Here is a 20,045-nt window from a genome sequence, read left to right as displayed (position 1 = left end):
TTCGGGCTACGAATTATCGTTCATTTGATTTTGGTCAATATTTCTCCCCGCTATTATCTTTATAATTCCCTCCAAGTTGAAAGGATTTAGTGCCCGGCTGGCAAGTAAAGCCGGTTGGTTGAAATAGAGATGTTCCTGTTTCTTGCAACATTGGATTCATTTTCCTCTTGATGTGTGTGTGTTTAGGTGTGGCCGACTGCCACACCTTTTTTTATCTGCAATATTTAGCCAAAGTAGCGAAATCCGCCCAACCCGCTATAAAATGCCGCCTTTCCCCACACTCCGCCGCCACACCCCATGCTCAGCTACCGCCACGCCTTTCATGCCGGTAACCATGCCGACATGCTCAAGCATTTCATCCTGTTTCTCACCCTCGGCTATTTCAACCGCAAAGACAAGCCCTATTGGTATATCGACACTCATAGCGGCGCCGGCTTATATCGCCTGACAGACGATGCCGCGCAAAAAACCGGCGAACACCAACAAGGCATCGGCCGCCTGCTCGCCGCGCCCGCCCTGCCCGCCGAGCTGGAACAATTCCGCCAACACCTGCGCAGCATCCTGCCCGCGCCCGATTTCTATTGCGGCTCGCCCCGCCTTGCCCAAAGCCTGCTGCGCGACAGCGACAAAATGCGCCTGTTTGAGCTGCACCCTGCCGACTTCGCCCTGCTGCAGGAAAACACCCGCGTCGACCGCCGCATCATCGCCAAACAAAGCGACGGCTACCAAGGCCTGATTTCCCTCCTGCCGCCCCCGCCGCGCCGCGCCTTGGTCCTTATTGATCCGCCCTACGAGCAAAAGCAAGACTACCGCCAAGTAGTCAAAACCCTACAGGCTGCCCTGCGCCGCTTCGCCACCGGCTGCTATTTGCTGTGGTATCCCTGCCTTTCGCGTGAAGAAAGCCGCCAACTGCCTGCCGAACTGCGCAAACTGCCCATCGGCAGCTATTTGCAGGCCGAACTGCATGCCCACGCCCCCCGCAGCGACGGCTTCGGCATGCACGGCAGCGGCATGTTCGTTATCAACCCGCCCTATCTGCTGGCCGAACAGCTCGCTGCCAACCTGCCTGCCCTCGCCGAACTCTTGGCGCAAGACCAAGGCGCTAGGTTTGTGCTGGAGCAAGAAAGCGCTTAAGCATTTAAGCTTTCAGGTAGCCCTTTCCATGCAAAGGCTACCTGAAAAACACAGCACCACGCCAAACCGGCAATCAATACACTAATTTGCCATACAGCTGCCCCGGCCGGCAGCGGTTTCTGATTTCCTCCGCCAATTCCAAAGCATTCCCCGCGCCGTTGAGCCACACCCGGTTTCCGGCTGCAGACGACGGCTTAATCCTATTCAAATTCAAACTGAGCGTTTGCGGTACTACGCCGACCTGTTCCGGCATGCGGTATTGCAATAACAATTTGCCGGGGAAATTCCCGCTCCGCAAATTCACAAATTGCAACCATTCATAAGCCACAAAACCCTCGCCCGCACCCGATAAACAATAACGGATGCCCTCTTCCTCTAAACGCACAAACTCCCGTACTCCGGTACGGTTGTTATGCCGCCACCACACCAGCCTGCATACCGCCACCGCAAGCAGCACCAAGATACCCAAGTACAATACCGTGGTTTGATATTACCCAAACAGCAAAGCCGTCCGGCCGATAATCGTGAGCAAAGCCAACCCGCCAAACACAGTAGCCCACCCGTTCAGCAAGCCTTTGCCCGCTTCCCACTCCCGCACCGTTTTGCGGCAGGCCAGATAATCCTGTTTTTCCATCATTTCGCCTCCTTGAGGCTACCTGAAAAAATACACCGCATCATTCCCTCAGCCCATTAGGGCCGTCACACAAAATCCAAAATCGGCCAGCCGCGCTGTGCGGCGGTGAGGGTGAGCACAGGGTCGGGATTAACGGCTACGGGCTGGTTTACCTGCTCCAAGAGCGGCAGGTCGTTGCGGGAATCACTGTAGAAATAAACTTTTTCGTAGTCGGCCTGGCTTTGGCCGCGTTCGGCCAGCCATTGGTGCAGGCGGGTTACTTTACCCTCTTGGAAGCTGGGCGTGCCTATCGGGCGGCCGGTGTAATTGCCTTGGGCACCTGTTTCGAGGCTGATGCCGATGATGTGTTCAATGCCGAATTCGCGGGCGATGGGGGTGATGATGAATTCGTTGGTGGCGGAAATCAGCAGCAGGGTATCGCCGGCATCACGGTGGCTATCGACCAGCATTCTGGCCATTTGGGTAATGTGCGGGCGGATGCGCTGCATGAACTCGCGGTGCATTTCGTCCAGCTCGGCACGGCTGTATTCGGCCAACGGGCGCAGAACGAAGGCGAGATAGGCATCGAGATCGAGGCAGCCTTTGCGGTAGTCTTGGTCGAACGCTTGATGGCGCTGCATATCGGCATCGCTGAAGATGCCTTTTTCGTGCAGGAAATTGCTCCATTCGCTGCTGGAATCGCAGTTGATGAGGGTGTGGTCGAGGTCGAAGATGGCGAGGTTCATGGGTTTAAATATCCTGTTGCAACAGTTGTTTGAGCAGGGGCAGCGTGATGGGGCGGTGGCTGGCCAGAGCGTGGCGGTCGAGCGCGTCGAGCATGGCCATCAGGCTGCCGATGTCGCGCCGCCAGTGGTGCAGCAGGTAGCGGAAAATATCGGGCGAAATGCGGATTTGGCGGCTGCGGGCGGCTTCGACCAAGGCGGCGATTTTTTCTTCGTCGCTGAGCGGTTTGATTTCATACACCAGGCAATAGCCCATGCGGGTGCGCAGGTCTTCTCGCACGGCTAAGCGCGGCGGCGGCACGCTGGCGCCAATCAGGAGCGCGCCCTGCCGGCTTTGGCGGATGTGGTTGCAGAAATTGAACAATTCGGCTTGGCCGTCGGCATCGAGGCTGTCGATTTGGTCGAGGGCGAGATGGCAGCCTGCCGGCGGCATCTCGTGCAGCGGCTCGTTGGCAGCATTCAGGTAGCGTGCGCTCAATCCGGCCGCTTCGGCCTGCGCTGCCCAGGCTTGGAGCAAATGGCTTTTGCCTGCCCCGGCCGGCCCCCACACATACACAAAGGGTTCGCTCTGCTCGCGCAAAACTTGCAACAGCTCGCGGTTACCTTGGCCGAGGAAGGTGTCGAAACTCGGCGGGGCAGCGGGAAAATCGAGGATGAGTTGATTCATGATGTGGTGGAGGCTACCTGAAAATGCCGCACAAATATTTGGCTTATTCATCGCATACCGACTCTATCGAAGAATCGACTGCAATATACTTAATATGCTGTTGAATTTGTGCAACTGCTCATTGGTGATATCTATGTAGCGGACACGGAAACCGCCCTGTTCGGAAAGGGCTTCGGCCAAGTTAGCCAAGGCGCGTTCGTAGCGTGAAGTAGTACTCAGAAATGTTTGCCAAAAACGCAAGGTGGGATGGCGCAGGCGGCTCAAATCCAGTTCGACAATTTCTTCGCAACGTTTCTCGGGTATGGTGTATTCCAGCCACAATTCGCCGGCATAGCGCCAGCCGTGGTTACCTGTTCGATAGCAAACCGCTGCATCGGTAACCCGCATATAGGGAACCGAGCCCGCACCCTGCGGGTAGATGAAATAATCCAACCTGTCTTTTTCCAGGCGGATGAACTGCTTGCGGTTTTGGGTAAAACGCCAGCCGCACCAGTCCCCCCATGCCGCCCAGCAGCAGGCGAACGTGATCGCGGCAGCGGCACCGCCTACAATCAGTTTAAACACCCCTCCGGAATTTGGCCCTACCAACATCAAGGCGAAAATAATAAACGGCAGGGCAATCAGCAATTTGAGCAGTGCCACCTGCCAGTAATAAGGAGTGAAAGAAAACTCAATCGGATTGCCTTCTTGCATTTTTTATTCCTATCGCCCTGGTTACCTGAAAGCGTGTGCCGCAACGAGGCCGCTTTCAGGTAGCCTTTTGCAGGCTTAAGCCGATTCGCGGATACGGCGCAACACTTCTTCTTTGCCGATTAAGGCCAGCACGGCATCCACACTCGGCGTTTTCGCCGTGCCGCACACCGCCAGCCGCAGCGGCATGCCCAGTTTGCCCATTTTGATGCCTTCGGCTTCGCAGAACGGCACGAACAGGGCGTGGATGTTTTCCGCCGTCCAATCCTGTTCGGGCAGCTCGGCCAGTTTGGCGGCGAAACGCTGCATCCGCGCGGGGGCTTCCGCATCCCAATGTTTGGCCACGTCGGCTTCCTGCGGCACGGCTTTGCGGTAGAAATAGGCGCATTCGGCGGCCAGCGCGTTCAAATCGTGGGCGCGGTCTTTCACTAATGCCAGCACGTCTTCCAGTTGCAGGCTGCCTGAAACGGCAATGCCTTGTTGTTGCAGGCGCGGCAGCACCAGTTTGGCCAGTTCGGCGTTGTCGGCGGCTTTGATGTGTTCGGCGTTAATCCACATCAGTTTTTTGCCGTCCATGCGGCTGGGGCTGGCGGAAACATGTTCCAAATCAAACCATTGCACAAACTGCTCCATATTGAAGAATTCGTCGTCGCCGTGCGCCCAGCCTAACCGCGCCAAATAGTTCAGCAGGGCTTCGGGCAGGATGCCCATGTCTTCGTATTCGGTAACCGCCACGGTGTCGCCGCTGCGTTTGGAGATTTTTTTGCCCTGCTCGTTCAGAATCATCGGCAGGTGGGCGTATTCGGGCAGTGTGGCACCGAGTGCTTTTAAGATGTTGATTTGTTTGGGTGTGTTGTTTACATGGTCGTCGCCGCGAATCACGTGGGTAATGCCCATGTCCATGTCGTCCACCACCACGCAGAAGTTGTAGGTGGGCGTGCCGTCGGCGCGGGCGACAATGAGGTCGTCCAGCGCGGCGTTGGGAATGCTGATTTCGCCTTTCACCAAATCGTTCCAACGGGTAACGCCGTCAATCGGGCTTTTGAAGCGGACGACGGGTTCTACGCCGGCGGGGATTGGGGGCAGTGTTTTGCCGGCTTCCGGCCGCCAGCGGCGGTCGTACGTGGCCGTGCCTTCGCGCTCGGCTTTTTCGCGCATTTCTTCCAATTCTTCTTTGCTGCAATAGCAGTGGTAGGCATGGCCTGCATCCAGCAGTTGTTGGATGAGGGCTTGGTAGCGCGGGAAGTTTTTGGATTGGTACACGATGTTGCTGCGGTTGTCGGCGTGCAGGCCGACCCAGTCCATGCCCTGCAAGATGATGTCCACGGATTCTTGGGTGGAGCGTTCCAAATCGGTGTCTTCGATGCGCAGCAAAAATTCGCCGCCGTGGTGTTTGGCAAACGCCCAGGAATACAGCGCGGTGCGCACGCCGCCGATGTGCAGGTAGCCCGTGGGGCTGGGGGCGAAACGGGTTTTAACGGTCATGATATTGGCTTTCGGAATGAGATGGATAGAGGATTAGAAAGCTTTCGATACCAAGCGAACCAACGCCGTGGCAAAACTTTAGTGAATCCGCTATTGGGAAAGGGCGTATTGTAGCGGATTGGGCTGGCTTCGGGGAATGTGGCGGCAGATATAGTGAATTAAATTTAAACCAGTACGGCGTTGACTCGCCTTGCCGTAACGTGTGTACTGTCTGCGGCTCGCCGCCTTGTCCTGATTTTTGTTAATCCACTATAAAAGGCTACCTGAAATGCCATGCAGCACAATTTTCAGGTAGCCTGTTTGCCATTCTGGCAGGCGCGTTACAGCGTGGTATTCAATGCGGTATCGATGTCGCGCCAAATGTCTTCAATATCCTCAATGCCCACGGAGAAGCGCAGCAGGCCTTCGCGGATGCCGAGTTTCTCCTTCACCGCCGGGCTCATGCCGCTGTGCGACTGGCTGAAGGAATGGTTCACCAGGCTTTCCACGCCGCCGAGGCTGGCGGCCATGTGCAGTAGTTTGAGGTTGCGGATAACGGAATCGGCAGCGGCTTGGCCGTCTTTCTTCAAATATACCGACACCACGCCGCCAAAGCCGCGCATTTGGCGTTTGGCTAATTCGTGATGCTCATGGCTGGGCAGGCCGGGATAGAACACTTTGTCCACGGCGGGGTGTTGTTCCAAGCGGCGGGCGAGCTCGGCGGCGTTGGCCAAGTGCTGCTTCATGCGTACGGAGAGGGTTTTGATGCCGCGCAACACGAGGGCACAATCCATCGGTCCGGCCACGCCGCCGGTGTTCACCATGGTGCTTTGCAGGCGTTTGGCCAAGCCTTCCTCCTTAACCGCCACAATGCCCATCAGCACGTCGGAATGGCCGCAGAGGTATTTGGTGGCGGAATGGAACACGATGTCGCAGCCCATGTCGAGCGGGTTTTGCAGATAGGGGGTGGCGAAGGTGTTGTCGATGCCCACCACCGCGCCGGCAGCTTTGGCTTTTTGCGCCAACAAGGGGATGTCCACCAGCCGCAGCAGCGGGTTGCTGGGGCTTTCCAGCCACACGAGTTTCACTTTATGTTCGGCCAGGAGCTTATCGAGGTTTTCAGGTAGCGTGAGGTCGGCGAACACGACGTTTACGCCCCATTGGGCATACACTTCGGTGAGCAGGTCGTAGGCGCCGCCGTAGATGTCGGCCACGGCTACGATGGTGTCGCCGGGGCGCAATACGGTGCGAAATACGGCATCGATGCCGGCCATGCCGCTGCCGAAGGCGAAGCCGGCGCAGCCGTGCTCCAATTCGGCCATGGTGTCTTCCAGCACCTTGCGCGTGGGGTTGGCGAGGCGGGAATAGCGGTAGGGGATGTTTTCGCCGATTTGGTGCATGGCGAACATGCTGTTTTGATAAATCGGCGGCATGATGGCGCGGTTGTGCTCGTCGGGGTTGTAGCTGCTGTGGATGACTTCGGTATCGAAATGCACGGGGTTCTCCTTTCAGGTAGCCCATTGGGCGGCGGGTGCAAAAAAAACAGCCGGGCAGGGTAGCCGGCTGTTTTCACTTGGTTTCGCAAAGCCGATGCTCTGCAAAAATATTCTGGCGGAAAGGAAGGGATTCGAACCCTCGATACGCTATTCGCGTATACACGCTTTCCAGGCGTGCGACTTCAACCACTCATCCACCTTTCCGCGATAGGTGCGGATTATACTGAAAGCATCGGGTTTGCACAATGCCTGAATTTTCACCCCTGCCGGCAGTTTCCCGGCAGCAGCGAAAATCCCTCGCCGCGCAGCCTGGTGGCCTTTTCGCGCAGCGGGGTGAGCGGATACACCGTTTTCATCGCCGCCAAACCGTAAGCCGCCGCCGCCGCCGGCCACCAGCGGTTGCCCGCCAGCTCCATAAAGTGCCAGCGCCGCAGCGCCCGCTCGTTTTCCCACGGCGGCACATAGGCCATAAACCGCCCCGTGTCCGGCCTGAAACCGGCTTCGTCCAGCATCCGCCGCACTTTCGGCAACGGCAGCGCATGGGCACGCAGGCCGAGTTGTTTTTCAGGTAGCCCGAAGCGCCACAGCGAATACGGGTTAAACCCGCTGAGCACCAGGCCGCCGTTGGGTACGAGCACACGGAAACACTCCCGCAGCAATTCTTCCGGCTGCGCGCATAATTCCAAACCGTGCGGCAGCAGCAAAGTCTGCACGCTGCCCGGCAACAGCGGCAGATGCGGCAGTGCGCATACCACATCTGCCTGCGCCCTACCCCGCCCCAGCCGCAACACCTGCTGCGGCCAGCCGTCCCAGCCGCAAAGCGAAGCGACCACGGTGATGCCGTATGGATTAGCCGTATGCGCGGCAAAAAACGCCTGCTCCGCTGTTTTCAGGTAGCCTCCCGTGGCGGTGTTGTCCAACCATTCGGCCAACCTGTGTTCTTCTATCATGCCGCCTCCTCATTCTGCCAGCCATCATACCGATCAAACAAAATTTTGCAAAACACCGCGTAAAGAAACCTGCCGGAAAAGAGAGTTCGGACGCACTCTCGTGTTATCATTCTATCTTTGCGCATGCCGTGCAGGCAAAGCGTTCAGTTGTAGCTTGACACCGCTTCCGCCCAGCCTTTAATATCCAAAAAATTTTAGCTAATCATAACGTTAACCACAACGGACTCATTCCTCCACCATGAGTAAATTGAAATTTCTTTCCTTGGCCGTTTTAAGCCTGGGAATTCCTACTTCTGCCCTCGCCCAAACTTATACGCCGGAGCAGATTGCCGCCTCCATCACCAACCTCAACGCTGCTATTCTGCGCAATCCCTCCCACCACAACAATCTGTGGGGACGTATGCGGCAAGACTTCCGCATGAGCGAAGTCAACCCGGAAATCGTGCGCCGCCACGAAACCTACTACAGCACCCGCAGCGCCTATTTCAACCGCACCGTGGAGCGCAGCCGCCCCTACCTCTACCACATTCTCTCCGAAGTGGAAAAGCGCAATATGCCTTCCGAAATCGCCCTGTTGCCGTTTATCGAGAGTGCATTCGTTACCAAAGCCCGCTCCCACGTGGGCGCCTCCGGCCTGTGGCAGTTTATGCCCGCCACCGGCCGCCACTACGGCCTGGCGCAAAACCATATTTACGACGGCCGCCACGACATCTACGCCTCTACCAACGCCGCATTGGATTATCTGCAATATCTGCACAATATGTTCGGCGACTGGTCGCTCGCGCTGGCCGCCTACAACTGGGGCGAAGGCAACGTGAGCCGCGCAGTGAACCGCGCCCGCAGCCAGGGGCTCGAGCCGGTGTATGAAAACCTCAACATGCCCAACGAAACGCGCAATTACGTGCCCAAACTGCTGGCCGTGCGCAACCTCGTGAGCAACCCGCAAGTATTCGGCTTAAACCTTTCCAACATCGAAAATAAGCCCTATTTCGAAGCCATCAGCATCGACAGCCCGATGGACATCAACGCCATCACCCGCCTGGCCAACATCAGCCAGGCCGAATTTGAAGCGCTCAACCCCAGTTTTAAAGTGCCCGTATTCATGCCCGAAAACGGCCAGCGCAAACTGCTCTTGCCCGTGGGCGCGGTAAACGCCTTCGAGCGCAACCTGCGCAGTGCGTCCAAAGAGTCCCTGCTCTCCTACGACATCCTGCGTTCTGACGGCGCCACCACCCTCAGCGACATTGCCGACCGCAACGGCGTGAGCGTGGCCGACCTGCGCCGCACCAACGGCTTGAGCAGCAATACCATCCGTGCCGGCCTGCCTATTCTCGTGGCCAAAAACAGCCTGAACAACAGCCAGCTCGGCCGCGGCGTGCAGATACTGGCTGATAACAAGCCCGCCGGCGACGACCCGCTGGGCAACCTTATCCGTCGCAATAGCCAGAACGTAACTGAGCGCAATAGCGCCGTGGCTGCTGCCAAACCTGCTACCCAGCCTGTTGCCACACCGCCCGCTCCTGTTCAGGTAGCCTCAGCCCAACCGGCCCGCCAGTCTGAACCCGCTCGTGTGCCCGTACAGCAGGCAACAAACCCGGCTCCTGCCGCTTTTGCCGCATTGGCTGCCAACAACACCCGCCCTGCCGAGCCGGCACCTCGTGTAACCAGCTCACCCGATATTCAGGTAGCCACGGCTCCGACGATTATCCAAACGGCTGCCCAAACCGTAGAGCAACCTGCTGCTTCCAGCAATATCAATACCCCAACAGACAGGCTACCTGAAACTGTCGAGCTTGCCGACAACAGCAACCTCCAGCCCGACCCATTGATGTCCTTGGCCAACAGCAGCAGCGTAGAAAACGATATCCCGCCTGCCGACGAAGCCGACAACGGCAACAGCGCCGCAGCCGCCGTGCGCGCATCCTTAGCCCAACCCGAAGCGCAGGAAGCCCGCTACCAAGCCCAAGCTGAGGCACGCCGCACCAACAACGCCGACTCCGGCCAGCTGGCCGCCAACACCGGCAATAACCAACGCCGGGCAACCCGCCAAGAACAACAAGCCAACCGCCGCGGCGCACAAACCGTCACCCATAAAGTGCAGCCCGGCGAATCGCTGTATTCCATTGCCCGCCGCTACAACGTAGACATGGCCGAGCTCAGCCGTGCCAACAACCTGCGCGGCAACAACATCCATCCAGGTCAAGTATTGCACGTGGGCGGCGGCAGCAATCAACAGGCTGCCAGCCGCCATGCCGACAACAAACCCAACAGCCGCAACGAACGCGGCAGCGAGCGCAACAACCGCGCCGCCAACGATCGCAATGGCAGAAACGGCCGCCAGCAAACCGTGTCCCACACTGTGCGCAGCGGCGATACCTTGCAATCCATCGCCCGCCGCTACAACACCTCTGTGGCCGACATCAAGCGCAGCAACAACTTGGGCAACAGCGTGCTGCACCCCGGCCAAAAACTGCGCGTGAGCAGCGGCACTTAACCGTTGCCCAAGCCCGCAACGTTTTCAGGTAGCCTCAATTAAGGCTACCTGAAAATATTTCTAAAGCTTATCCAGTAAGTTATAAACCCCACCTGTCAAACATGAACCAGCAAAAACGCCGCGAAATCTTCCAACGCCTGCACAACGCCAACCCCAACCCCACCACCGAGCTGGTGTTTCACAGCCCCTTCGAGCTGCTCATCGCCGTGCTGCTTTCCGCCCAAGCCACCGACAAAGGCGTGAACAAGGCCACCGCCAAGCTCTTCCCCGTGGCCAACACCCCGCAGGCCATCCTCGATTTGGGCCTAGGCCAACTGATGGAATATACCCGTACCATCGGCCTCTACCAAACAAAATCTAAACACATTATGCAAACCTGCCGCCTGCTCCTGGAAAAGCACGGCGGCGAAGTGCCGAATACCCGCGAAGCGCTCGAAGAGCTGCCCGGTGTCGGCCGCAAAACCGCCAATGTTGTACTCAACACCGCCTTCGGCCAACCGACCATGGCCGTCGATACCCATATTTTCCGCGTGGCCAACCGCATGAATCTCGCGCCCGGCAAAAACGTGCGCGAAGTGGAAGACAAACTCATGCGCTTCGTGCCCAAAGAATTCCTGCTCAACGCCCACCATTGGCTCGTCCTGCACGGCCGCTACACCTGCAAAGCGCAAAAGCCCCTGTGCCACGAATGCATCGTGTATGACTTATGCGAATACAAAGGCAAAACAGTTTAAACCCATAAAACTCAGCCCTGTATAGTGAATTAAATTTAAACCAGTACAGCGTTGCCTCGCCTTGCCGTACTATTTGTACTGTCTGCGGCTCGCCGCCTTGTCCTGATTTAAATTTAATCTACTATATGTTCATCGCCATAAGAGGCTGCCTGAACATACAGGGCTTGGTTTTGGAGCGGATAGGTTTCAGGTAGCCTCCCGTCGGTTGGAAGGCTACCTGAAACGCAGTGGGCACACTGTTGCCGCCTCGCAATCAACTTTCCGAACGAAAGAAGCGGCGGATATCCTGCTCCAGCGTATCCAGCATTTCATAGCGTTTGCGGTACATAGAGCGTTTTTTGCTTTGCACTTCTTCCAGCGGCGTGCGCTCGATTTGAGTGGGCAGCCGCCAATAGCCGTTGGCATCGAGGCTGCCTTGGTTTTCCTGCCAGAAGGCATCGTAGTTGAACAGCAGGCGGCTGGAGTCGTTCCAGCGGAATTTGGCTTGGCTTTTGTGCGGAATGCCGTAGAGCCCGCAGCCGAGTTCGGCAGCCATCAGCTTGAATACGTTCACCATCATAAACATCGGCCGCACGCCGTGCAGCTGCTTGGTGGTGTGGCGGATAAGCTCGGGGGCATCGCTGCTGTGCGGGCCTTGGATGGAGGTGATCAGCAGGCCGTTGGGCGCGATAAAGCTGAATACGGCATCGTAAATACGGCTGCGCTCGGTGCTTTGCAGGCTCACCAAAAAGAAGCCTTCCAACGGGTCTTTATGGTTGATATTCAAACTGATGGAGAGCTCGGGCGCGGGATGGTTGAGCAATACCGTGCGCTGCGCCACCAGCTCTTGCCACTTGGCGGCGGAAGGTTTGCTTTGCGCCAAGGTGAAGTTGTTGATTACAGCCTGCAATCGTTCGTTTTTGCCGAAGCGGTTGTCGGCATAAGTATCCAGCACCGCGCGGGCGGCATAGGGATTATGTTGGAAAATCGGTGCCCACATCGGATGCCGGTTGATGAAGGCGGTAAACGCTTCGCATTGCCGCCGCGCCAGCAGGCGTTGGATTTGGTCGCGCAGATACACTACCGCATATTTGCGGATGCCCCGTTCGCGCAGATTGGGATACTGTTCGTCGAAAGTGGGAAAGTGAAATAAATCAGACATAAGTGCCCATATTATGCCAAACGGCGCCAGGCCGTTTGCGTGAAAAACAAAGCGACGCCGGGCAAAAGCCGACCATCGAAAAGCGGCCAATCCTACCCGATTTGCCAACGGCCTTGCAAGGCTTGCCGCCGGGAATGAAGGCTACCTGAAACCTATCTCTGCGTTTCAGGTAGCCTCCTGCCTTGCCTCAAGCACAGCCACGCAATTATGATGCTGCCCATTCAGCCATTATTCCCGTCCATTATGCACGCCACCCCGCTCACTACCCCACCGCTTGCCCCCAAAACCCGGCAAGCGCTGCTTGAATTGGGTATAACCGACACCGCCGAACTACAGCGCACCACGCCCGCCACCGCTTTCCTGCTGCTCAAAGCCAGCGGCCTCACCGTGACCGAATCCACGCTGTGGCAGTTGGTATTGTTGGCCGAAGGGCGGGAAGGCTACCTGAACGAAGCCGAACAAGCCACATGGCGCGCCAAACTGCGTGCCCATCGCCCGGTGGCGCTATTCCCGCCGCCGGAAGAAAGCGAACATTGGATGCGGCAGGCTTTGCAACTGGCCGAACAAGCTTTGGCCGCAGGCGAAGTGCCGGTGGGCGCGGTGGTGGTGTGCCGGGGCGAAATCATCGGGCGCGGCGCCAATGCCTGCGTGGCCGAACACAGCGTGTGCCGCCATGCCGAAATCGCCGCGCTCACTGAGGCCGGCCGCCGCTTGGGCAACTACCGGCTGGACGGCTGCGATTTATACGTGACCCTCGAGCCGTGCAGCATGTGCGCCGGCGCCATCATGCAATCGAGAATCCGCCGCCTGATTTATGCCGCCCCCGAACCGAAAACCGGCGCTGCCGGCAGCGTGCTCGACCTGTTTGCCAACAAACAACTCAACCCGCACACCGCCGTGCAAGGCGGCGTGTTGGCAAGGGAAAGTGCGCAACTGTTGCAACGATTTTTCCAGGTGCGGAGGCAAGGATAGAGCGGATTTAAATTAGGAATGAGACAAGGCGACTGGCCACAAGCAGTGCACGCTTTACAGCTCGGCGAGCCAACGCAATTTTGATTTACCACAGATGCTGATCTGATATAAGCCCCCTAGCCTATCCGGCTACCTGAAAAGCAGCAAGCGAATAACTTTCAGGTAGCCTTTAATTATGCGTCGCTGCCGGTAGCTAGCCGAATATATAGTGGATTAACAAAAATCAGGACAAGGCGGCGAACCGCAGACCGTACAATAGCACGGCAAAGTAAGCCAACGCTGTACTGGTTTTTATTAATTCACTATAAAACAGCCGGATAACCGTTCCCCGATATGGGAAAAGTGCAGTCATCCGGCTGTTATTGCGCCATCGCTGTTTCAAACTGATCAACCAGCCTGCAGCCAAACCGCCACTCCATGCCACAGCTGCCATGCCGCCCACAGGCTGACACTCAGCCCGGCTGCCAGCCGGAAACGCGGATGTTGCAGCAGGCCTTTGAGTTGGTTAGCAAACAGCCCCATTGCCAGCAGGTTCGGCAGCGTGCCCAAGCCAAAGGCCAGCATCATCAGCGCCCCATCCGCCGCATTGCCGCTGCCCAGCGCATACAGCGAAGCACTGTATACCATGCCGCACGGCAGCCAGCCCCACAGCAGGCCGACGCCGAAGCAGGCGGGGGTGTTTTGGATGGGCAAGAGCCGGTTAAGCAGCGGATTGAGCCGCCGCCACACCGGTCGGCCGAGCTTTTCCACCTGTGCGGCATAGGCGTTGAGCCCGGCCAGATACAGGCCGATAAACAGCAGCAGCAGGTTGGCGGCGGCAAACAGGATATGCTGCAACAGGCGGGTTTGATCCAGCGAAATGCCGAACTGCCCCAGCGCGCCCAGCAAGAAGCCGATGAAAGTGTAGCTGCCGATGCGGCCGAGATTCATCAGCACAATCAGCTTCACGCGCCCCACCTGCGGCGGCAGCTGCAGGGCAAAGGCAGTACTCAAACCGCCGCACATACCGGCGCAATGGCCGCCGCCGAGAAAACCGGTGGCGGCAAGGGAGAGGAGTGTGAGGGTGGAGACCATGACGTTGTTTTTCGGGATAGCTCAAGCGCAGATTCCTGCCTGCTGGAGGGGAATAATCGCTTTGGCTATAGTCGTTCGGTGGAGTCTGCCAAGTGGCAATTCAGGCTACCTGAAAACAGTTTGCCCGCTTTTTCAGGTAGCCTTGGCGGGAAATGCGATGATGAGTTTAGAGGCTACCTGAAAGTGCTTTCACGGTTTTCAGGTAGCCTGTTGGCACGATGAGTTGAGCAATTAAGCCGATTGCCTGGTGCCGAAAATCTTGTCGCCGGCATCACCCAAGCCGGGGATGATGTAGCCGTTTTCGTTGAGGTGGCTGTCGAGCGCGGCGGTGTAGATTTTCACGTCCGGGTGCTTGTCGTTCACCAGCTTCACGCCTTCAGGCGCGGCCACCAGCACCAAGGCGGTGATGTTGCGACAGCCTTTTTTCTTCAGCAAATCGATGGTGGCGACCATCGATCCGCCGGTGGCGAGCATCGGGTCGAGAATCATGGCCGGGCGTTTGTCCATTTTGCTCACCAATTTCTCGAAATAGGAAACCGGTTGCAGGGTTTCTTCGTCGCGCTGCAGGCCGACTACGCTGATCTTGGCGGTGGGCAACAGGTCGAGCACGCCGTCGAGCATGCCCAGGCCAGCACGCAAAATCGGCACCACGGTTACGGTTTTGCCTTTAATCTGCTCGCCTTCGATGCGGCCGCACCAGCCTTCGATAGAAAGCGGCTCGGTTTCCAGATGGCGGCTGGCTTCATAGGCCATCAGGCGGGCCAGCTCTTTTACCAAAGTGCGGAATTGGTAGGTGTTGCAGTTGGCTTTGCGCATCAGGGTGATTTTGTGCTTGATCAGCGGATGATCGATAACGGTTAAGTTCATAGCTATGGTTTCCTTCATTTGGTTTGGCGGGGCGTATTTTAGCCTAACGGGCGGGCGGGAAAAAGCGGTAGTCAATTTCTTCTGCCGCACTGGTTCGCTTGAGCGCCCTACTGCCCGCTGCAGATATTCATATTGCTTGGGCGCAGCAAAAGGCTACCTGAAAATTTTCAGGTAGCCCTCTTATCATTTCATTAGGCAAACCGGCTTACACTTCGATGATGACTTTCATCGCTTTGGTGTCGGCAGCGTGTTTGAACACGTCGTAGGCCTTTTCCATTTCGCTGAATTTGAAGCGGTGGGTGGCCAGTTTTTCCATCGGCAGTTTGCTGGATTCGCAGGCTTTGAGCAGCATACCGGTGGTGTTGGCGTTGACCAGGCCGGTGGTAACGGTGATGTTCTTGATCCACAGTTTGGCCAAATCGAACTCCACGGATTTGCCGTGTACGCCGACGTTGGCCACGTGGCCACCTTCTTTTACTACTTTTTGGCAGATATCCCAAGTGGCGGGGTAGCCCACGGCTTCCATGGCGCAATCCACGCCTCGGCCGCCGGTAATTTCCAAAATCTTGGCCACGGCATCTTCCTTGTTCGGATTGACGGTGTGGGTGGCACCCATTTCTTTGGCCATGACCAGGCGGTTTTCGTCCATATCCACCATAATGATGGTGGCCGGAGAATAGAATTGGGACGTCAGCAGACAGCCCATGCCAACGGGGCCAGCGCCAACGATGGCAATGGCGTCACCAGGTTTCACTTGACCATATTGCACACCGATTTCATGGCCGGTGGGCAGTGCGTCGGAGAGGAATACGGCCACGTCGGTGTTGAGGGTTTCGGGCAGGTGGTAGAGCGAATTGTCGGCAAACGGCGTGCGCACATATTCGGCTTGAGTGCCGTCGATCATATAGCCCATAATCCAGCCGCCTTCTTTACGACAGTGGGCATAGAGCTGTTTCTGGCAATTATCGCAAGTGCCGCAGTGGCTCACGCAGGATACGATCACTTTATCGCCTTTTTTGAAGTCCTTAACGGCAGAGCCCACTTCTTCCACCACGCCGATGGCTTCGTGGCCGAGAATGCGGCCTTCCCATTTGCCGGTTTTTTCGCGGGCAACTGCTTCGATTTCCGGGTTTTTGCCCTTCATGATGCCCAAATCCGTACCGCAAATGGTGGTTTTGGTAACGCGGATGATAGCATCGGTAGGATCAATGATAGTGGGAACCGGGCAGTCTTCGAAGCGGACATCGTTTTCGCCGTAATAGGTCATGGCTTTCATGGTCTTGCTCATAATGCTCTCCTAATATGTTTGCCGATGAATAATCGGTCAGTCGGGAAAGAATCCGGAGAATTCCGGACGTGTTCATTAGACCTCTTGCGAAAGTATCCTGAAGATTTACCATTCCCAAATGAAATACGAAAACCTCATCCAAAGAAGCGATAGCGAATTCAAACGGCTCACAGGTGTAACGCCCGTCCTGTTTCATGAAATGCTGCAAGTCACCACAGAAGCAGAAAGCCGGAAGGTCAAGTCAGGCAGGCCGCATACGCTCGGTTTGGCAGACCAACTGCTGCTTACCCTAAGCTATCTGCGCCATTACCATACCCAACTCGAATTGGCCGCCATCTACGGCCTTTCCGAAAGCAATGTCTGCCGCACCATCCGTAAAACCGAGGACGCCCTCATCCGTTGCAAACGCTTCTCCCTGCCAAAGCACAAGAATCCGGGCGACCAAACGGTCATCATTGACGTTACCGAAAGCCCGATTGAACGTCCCAAAAAAACAGCGGCAGTATTACAGCGGCAAGAAAAGGCGGCACACGGTTAAAATCCGGGTCATATACGGCAGGGAAACGGAAAAAATCATCAGCATCCGGACGGGGATGGGTGCCCGGCATGACATGCGTTTAGCCAAGAGGCACCTTGCAGAGCTTTATCCCTACAAAATAGTCATTGCGGATAAGGGTTATCAAGGATTGGCCAAAACCGGATTACAGACTCCGAAAAAGAAATCCAAACGTCATCCGCCGGACAAACAGGATAAAGAGGCGAACAGGCGGTTAGGCAAACTCAGAACCGTCATCGAGCACATCAACAGGAAACTGAAGATATTCAAAATATTGTCGCTGCCTTACCGCAACAGGCGGAAACGGTTCGGGTTAAGGGCAAATCTGATTGCAGGACTGGTTAATGCGATGGGATGAATATTTTCGCAAGAGGTCTATTATAATCTTTGTTTTTCCCAATCTGTAAAAAATTATTTTTAAAAATATTATGTTATATCGAAACAGAAGAGATGATTAGGAATGCTGTGTAAATAATGAAATGAGGCCGGTATTGGTTATAGTGAGTTAACAAAAACCAGTACAGCATTGCCTCGCCTTGCCGTACTATCCGTACTGTCTGCGGCTCGTCGCCTTGCCCTGATTTTTGTTAATTCACTATGATTTGTTATCCGGCTGCTTGTCCGCAAACCAACGGTAACGTGGCTATTTCCTGCATCAAAGGCTACCTGAAACCAAACGGTTACTCTGGTTTTCAGGTAGCCTTTTTCCCCAAACCAAAACGCAGGCTGTTGGCAACCTGCGTTTCTTACTGTGCTGCTTAGTGCACGTCTTTCCAGTATTCCTTTTTCAGGAAGTAGGCCAACGGCAGCATGATGGCAAACAGGAACAGCAACACGCCGTAGCCGATTTGTTTGCGTTGCAGCTGCGCGGGTTCGCCCATATACACCAGATAGGCCACGAGGTCTTTGGCGTAGCGGTCGAACTCTTTGGCGCTCACTTCGCCGTTGGGCAGGCGGCGGCTATGCAGGCCGGTGGTTTCCCAATACAATTTGGGCACCAGGTTGCCGTGTTCGTCTTTCATCATCACGGGCTGACCTTTGCTGTCGAGCTCCACCGCGCGGATACCTTGCTGTTCCCACAAGGGGTGCGGCATGCCGACTTTGTCGAACACCAGGTTGTTCCAGCCGGTGGGGCGGCTCGGGTCTTTATAGAAGCCGCGCAAATAGGCGTAGAGGTAATCCGCACCGCGCGAACGGGCAATCAGGGTTAAATCCGGCGGCTCGGCGCCAAACCAGCGTTTGGCATCTTCCGGGCGCATGGCCGACTGCATCACGTCGCCGGTTTTATCGGTGGTGAACATCAGGTTTTTGCGGATTTCGTCTTCGCTCAAGCCCAAATCCTGCAAGCGGTTGTAGCGCATACCGCTGGCCGAATGGCAGGAAAGGCAGTAGTTGGCAAAAATTTGTGCGCCGTGTTGCAGGCTCACTTGGTCGCCCAAGTCGATATCCACATGTTCGTAGTGGCCGCCGCCGGAGGCGTTGGCGCTTAGCGGCAAGGCCAACATCAGCGCGGCCAGCCAGTTTTTCCATTGTTTTTTCATTTCGCCGCTCCTGTTAAATGCTGTTGGCAAACAGATACGCACCCGCCAGCGTAATGGCTGTATACACGAAGAACATGATTTTCTGGCGGGTAGTGCTCATGGTTACGCGTTCCGGCACTGCTTGATCCACATTCAGCTTGGTATTCAGCAGCGTGCCGACAAAGAAGAAGGCCATATACAGCACGGAGAATACGCGGATCAGCAGGGTTTGGATTCGGAACGGGTCGGCGAAAAACAGGCGGGCGAGCAGATAGAGGTCGTAAATGCTCACCAACACAGCAATCAGCATCACGCCGCCCACCCAGCCTGCGGCAAACATGGCGGCCAAAGGCTGCGCAGCCAGCTTCTGCTTGAATGCGGCCAAGCTCGGGCGTTGCGGACTGGTGTAGATCGGCATGCCGAGGAAGAACAGGAAGTAAAAAATGGTAAACGACTGGGCGATTTCGGTGCGCAAATCGCTGGCTACCTGAGCGCCCAAAATGCCCAGCCCGATGAAGGCAATCAAAAACAGCACCAGCATGGTTTTGAAAGTGGTGTTGCGGTAGCGCACGGATTTCACCGGCGAGCGGTCAAGCCAAGGCAACAGGGCAATCAGAACCACTGCCGCACCCATGCCGATCACCCCCCACACCTGCGTGCCGGCAAACGAGGGGATGGCGCGCAAGATGGCGTAGAACGGAGTGAAATACCACACCGGAGCAATGTGTGCCGGAGTTTTCAGCGAGTTGGCCGGATCGAAGTTGGGCGCTTCGAGGAAGTAGCCGCCGCCTTCGGGGGCAAAGAACATGATAGAGCAGAACACAATCAGGAACACCACCACGCCCAAAATGTCTTTCACGGTGTAATACGGATGGAAAGGGATGCCGTCGAGCGGGATACCGTTTTCATCTTTCAGCTTTTTGATTTCCACGCCGTCGGGGTTGTTGGAGCCCACTTCGTGCAGCGCAATCAGATGCGCCACCACCAGGCCGACCAGCACCAGCGGCACGGCAATCACGTGCAGGGCGAAGAAACGGTTGAGCGTAACGTCGGAAACGTTAAAGTCGCCGCGAATCCAAGTGGACAAATCCGGGCCGATTACGGGGATGGCGCCGAACAGATTGATGATTACCTGCGCACCCCAAAACGACATTTGCCCCCAAGGCAGCAGGTAGCCCATAAAGGCTTCTGCCATCAGGGCGAGGAAAATCAGCGCGCCGCACACCCACACGAGCTCGCGCGGTTTTTTGAACGAGCCGTAAATCAGGCCGCGGAACATGTGCAGATACACCACGATGAAGAACATCGAAGCGCCGGTAGAGTGCATATAGCGGATAATCCAGCCGCCGGATACATCGCGCATGATGTATTCCACCGCCGTAAACGCAGCGGGCAGATGGTATTGGTTTAGGTTGCCGTCTGGCTTGTAGTTCATGGTGAGGAAGATGCCGCTGACAATTTGAATCACCAGCACCAGCATGGCCAGCGAACCGAAAAAATACCAGAAATTGAAGTTTTTCGGTGCGTAATATTCGGTTACGTGCTCCCTCATCATTCGAGACAGGGGGAAGCGCGCGTCCACCCAGTCGAGCAATGCTTTGGCTTTATTATTGGTTTGTTCGGTCATGATTTGTTCCCCGGT

At 56.4% G+C, this 20,045-nt stretch carries 20 protein-coding genes, 1 tRNA gene and 2 pseudogenes; 6 read left to right on the top strand and 17 right to left on the bottom strand.

Features of this window, described 5'->3' with window-relative positions:
• Positions 1-297 precede the first annotated feature (297 nt).
• Entirely contained in the window at positions 298-1,134 is an 837-nt protein-coding gene (locus tag ELB75_RS07010; RefSeq protein WP_126983316.1) for a 23S rRNA (adenine(2030)-N(6))-methyltransferase RlmJ, read from the top strand.
• Positions 1,135-1,207: 73 nt separating this feature from the next.
• Here ELB75_RS07010 and ELB75_RS07005 read toward each other — a convergent pair whose 3' ends face one another.
• From ELB75_RS07005 to ELB75_RS06965, 10 genes and pseudogenes are all read right to left on the bottom strand, one after another.
• A complete protein-coding gene (locus ELB75_RS07005) occupies positions 1,208-1,603 on the bottom strand; it encodes a hypothetical protein (RefSeq protein ID WP_126983315.1) in 396 nt (131 codons plus the stop codon).
• Positions 1,604-1,624: 21 nt separating this feature from the next.
• On the bottom strand, positions 1,625-1,771 hold the full coding sequence (locus tag ELB75_RS12495) for a hypothetical protein (RefSeq protein ID WP_164726842.1): 147 nt from the start codon (positions 1,769-1,771) through the stop codon (positions 1,625-1,627).
• Between the two features lie 62 nt (positions 1,772-1,833).
• On the bottom strand, positions 1,834-2,493 hold the full coding sequence (locus tag ELB75_RS07000; protein WP_126983314.1) for an HAD family hydrolase: 660 nt from the start codon (positions 2,491-2,493) through the stop codon (positions 1,834-1,836).
• Between the two features lie 4 nt (positions 2,494-2,497).
• The gene (gene hda / locus ELB75_RS06995) at positions 2,498-3,157 is read right to left on the bottom strand and encodes a DnaA regulatory inactivator Hda (protein WP_126984234.1); all 660 of its coding nucleotides are present in this window, start codon (positions 3,155-3,157) and stop codon (positions 2,498-2,500) included.
• Positions 3,158-3,220: 63 nt separating this feature from the next.
• Positions 3,221-3,784 (bottom strand): hypothetical protein, encoded by a 564-nt coding sequence (locus ELB75_RS06990; RefSeq protein WP_241236047.1) that lies wholly within the window; start codon positions 3,782-3,784, stop codon positions 3,221-3,223.
• Positions 3,785-3,925: 141 nt separating this feature from the next.
• Entirely contained in the window at positions 3,926-5,332 is a 1,407-nt protein-coding gene (gene gltX / locus ELB75_RS06980) for a glutamate--tRNA ligase (protein ID WP_126983311.1), read from the bottom strand.
• Positions 5,333-5,465: 133 nt separating this feature from the next.
• Positions 5,466-5,578, bottom strand: a pseudogene (locus tag ELB75_RS13255) (IS5/IS1182 family transposase); the annotation flags it as partial.
• A 74-nt stretch (positions 5,579-5,652) separates the two neighbouring features.
• Positions 5,653-6,807 (bottom strand): trans-sulfuration enzyme family protein, encoded by a 1,155-nt coding sequence (locus tag ELB75_RS06975; protein WP_126983310.1) that lies wholly within the window; start codon positions 6,805-6,807, stop codon positions 5,653-5,655.
• Positions 6,808-6,920: 113 nt separating this feature from the next.
• A tRNA-Ser gene (locus ELB75_RS06970) sits at positions 6,921-7,011 on the bottom strand.
• Between the two features lie 53 nt (positions 7,012-7,064).
• Positions 7,065-7,757 (bottom strand): class I SAM-dependent methyltransferase, encoded by a 693-nt coding sequence (locus ELB75_RS06965; protein WP_126983309.1) that lies wholly within the window; start codon positions 7,755-7,757, stop codon positions 7,065-7,067.
• Between the two features lie 238 nt (positions 7,758-7,995).
• Between ELB75_RS06965 and ELB75_RS06960 the strand changes: the two genes are divergently transcribed.
• On the top strand, positions 7,996-10,251 hold the full coding sequence (locus tag ELB75_RS06960) for a LysM peptidoglycan-binding domain-containing protein (protein ID WP_126983308.1): 2,256 nt from the start codon (positions 7,996-7,998) through the stop codon (positions 10,249-10,251).
• 101 nt (positions 10,252-10,352) lie between these two features.
• Positions 10,353-10,985 (top strand): endonuclease III, encoded by a 633-nt coding sequence (gene nth / locus ELB75_RS06955; protein WP_126983307.1) that lies wholly within the window; start codon positions 10,353-10,355, stop codon positions 10,983-10,985.
• Between the two features lie 10 nt (positions 10,986-10,995).
• Here nth and ELB75_RS12670 read toward each other — a convergent pair.
• A pseudogene (locus ELB75_RS12670) lies at positions 10,996-11,111 on the bottom strand (IS5/IS1182 family transposase); the annotation flags it as partial.
• A 127-nt stretch (positions 11,112-11,238) separates the two neighbouring features.
• On the bottom strand, positions 11,239-12,126 hold the full coding sequence (locus tag ELB75_RS06950; RefSeq protein WP_126983306.1) for a VirK/YbjX family protein: 888 nt from the start codon (positions 12,124-12,126) through the stop codon (positions 11,239-11,241).
• A 207-nt stretch (positions 12,127-12,333) separates the two neighbouring features.
• Here ELB75_RS06950 and tadA point away from each other — a divergent pair, with 207 nt between their 5' ends.
• Positions 12,334-13,098: a tRNA adenosine(34) deaminase TadA gene (gene tadA, locus ELB75_RS06945; protein ID WP_126983305.1), complete on the top strand. Its 765-nt coding sequence runs from the start codon at positions 12,334-12,336 to the stop codon at positions 13,096-13,098.
• Between the two features lie 387 nt (positions 13,099-13,485).
• Here the strand turns inward: tadA and ELB75_RS06940 are convergent, their stop codons facing one another.
• Positions 13,486-14,172: a sulfite exporter TauE/SafE family protein gene (locus ELB75_RS06940; protein ID WP_126983304.1), complete on the bottom strand. Its 687-nt coding sequence runs from the start codon at positions 14,170-14,172 to the stop codon at positions 13,486-13,488.
• A 78-nt stretch (positions 14,173-14,250) separates the two neighbouring features.
• On the opposite strand from ELB75_RS06940, the gene ELB75_RS12490 reads away from it, so the two are divergent.
• Complete coding sequence (locus ELB75_RS12490; protein WP_164726839.1) at positions 14,251-14,394, top strand: hypothetical protein; 144 nt, start codon at positions 14,251-14,253, stop codon at positions 14,392-14,394.
• Positions 14,395-14,403: 9 nt separating this feature from the next.
• Here the strand turns inward: ELB75_RS12490 and upp are convergent, their stop codons facing one another.
• Together upp and ELB75_RS06930 are read right to left on the bottom strand one after the other, a co-directional pair.
• The gene (gene upp / locus ELB75_RS06935) at positions 14,404-15,039 is read right to left on the bottom strand and encodes a uracil phosphoribosyltransferase (protein ID WP_126983303.1); all 636 of its coding nucleotides are present in this window, start codon (positions 15,037-15,039) and stop codon (positions 14,404-14,406) included.
• Positions 15,040-15,244: 205 nt separating this feature from the next.
• Positions 15,245-16,315 (bottom strand): zinc-dependent alcohol dehydrogenase family protein, encoded by a 1,071-nt coding sequence (locus tag ELB75_RS06930; protein WP_206501504.1) that lies wholly within the window; start codon positions 16,313-16,315, stop codon positions 15,245-15,247.
• A gap of 130 nt (positions 16,316-16,445) precedes the next feature.
• Here ELB75_RS06930 and ELB75_RS06925 point away from each other — a divergent pair.
• Positions 16,446-17,241, top strand: a protein-coding gene (locus ELB75_RS06925; protein ID WP_126982325.1) for an IS5 family transposase whose coding sequence is annotated in 2 segments (ribosomal slippage) — positions 16,446-16,811 and positions 16,813-17,241 — 795 coding nt in all. Because the reading frame shifts where the segments join, the coding sequence is not laid out codon by codon here.
• Positions 17,242-17,641: 400 nt separating this feature from the next.
• Here the strand turns inward: ELB75_RS06925 and ELB75_RS06920 are convergent.
• Together ELB75_RS06920 and ELB75_RS06915 are read right to left on the bottom strand one after the other, a co-directional pair.
• Complete coding sequence (locus tag ELB75_RS06920) at positions 17,642-18,424, bottom strand: cytochrome c1 (protein ID WP_126983301.1); 783 nt, start codon at positions 18,422-18,424, stop codon at positions 17,642-17,644.
• Between the two features lie 13 nt (positions 18,425-18,437).
• Complete coding sequence (locus ELB75_RS06915) at positions 18,438-20,030, bottom strand: cytochrome b (protein ID WP_126983300.1); 1,593 nt, start codon at positions 20,028-20,030, stop codon at positions 18,438-18,440.
• Positions 20,031-20,045: the final 15 nt, after the last annotated feature.

It is taken from the genome of Eikenella corrodens, from assembly GCF_003990355.1.
GTDB classification, from domain to species: Bacteria; Pseudomonadota; Gammaproteobacteria; order Burkholderiales; family Neisseriaceae; genus Eikenella; species Eikenella corrodens_B.
Note: the sequence above shows the minus strand (reverse complement) of the source record. Positions and strands in the feature narration are given on the sequence as shown.

Bases quoted from the DNA above. Each gene is read 5' to 3' on its own strand.
- ELB75_RS06940 (WP_126983304.1), bottom strand. From the start codon at position 14,172: ATGGTCTCCACCCTCACACTCCTCTCCCTTGCCGCCACCGGTTTTCTC.
- ELB75_RS07000 (WP_126983314.1), bottom strand. From the start codon at position 2,493: ATGAACCTCGCCATCTTCGACCTCGACCACACCCTCATCAACTGCGAT.
- ELB75_RS07010 (WP_126983316.1), top strand. From the start codon at position 298: ATGCTCAGCTACCGCCACGCCTTTCATGCCGGTAACCATGCCGACATG.
- ELB75_RS06915 (WP_126983300.1), bottom strand. From the start codon at position 20,030: ATGACCGAACAAACCAATAATAAAGCCAAAGCATTGCTCGACTGGGTG.
- ELB75_RS06960 (WP_126983308.1), top strand. From the start codon at position 7,996: ATGAGTAAATTGAAATTTCTTTCCTTGGCCGTTTTAAGCCTGGGAATT.
- gltX (WP_126983311.1), bottom strand. From the start codon at position 5,332: ATGACCGTTAAAACCCGTTTCGCCCCCAGCCCCACGGGCTACCTGCAC.
- upp (WP_126983303.1), bottom strand. From the start codon at position 15,039: ATGAACTTAACCGTTATCGATCATCCGCTGATCAAGCACAAAATCACC.
- ELB75_RS06950 (WP_126983306.1), bottom strand. From the start codon at position 12,126: ATGTCTGATTTATTTCACTTTCCCACTTTCGACGAACAGTATCCCAAT.
- ELB75_RS06920 (WP_126983301.1), bottom strand. From the start codon at position 18,424: ATGAAAAAACAATGGAAAAACTGGCTGGCCGCGCTGATGTTGGCCTTG.
- ELB75_RS12495 (WP_164726842.1), bottom strand. From the start codon at position 1,771: ATGATGGAAAAACAGGATTATCTGGCCTGCCGCAAAACGGTGCGGGAG.
- ELB75_RS06930 (WP_206501504.1), bottom strand. From the start codon at position 16,315: ATGAAAGCCATGACCTATTACGGCGAAAACGATGTCCGCTTCGAAGAC.
- nth (WP_126983307.1), top strand. From the start codon at position 10,353: ATGAACCAGCAAAAACGCCGCGAAATCTTCCAACGCCTGCACAACGCC.
- ELB75_RS06965 (WP_126983309.1), bottom strand. From the start codon at position 7,757: ATGATAGAAGAACACAGGTTGGCCGAATGGTTGGACAACACCGCCACG.
- hda (WP_126984234.1), bottom strand. From the start codon at position 3,157: ATGAATCAACTCATCCTCGATTTTCCCGCTGCCCCGCCGAGTTTCGAC.
- tadA (WP_126983305.1), top strand. From the start codon at position 12,334: ATGATGCTGCCCATTCAGCCATTATTCCCGTCCATTATGCACGCCACC.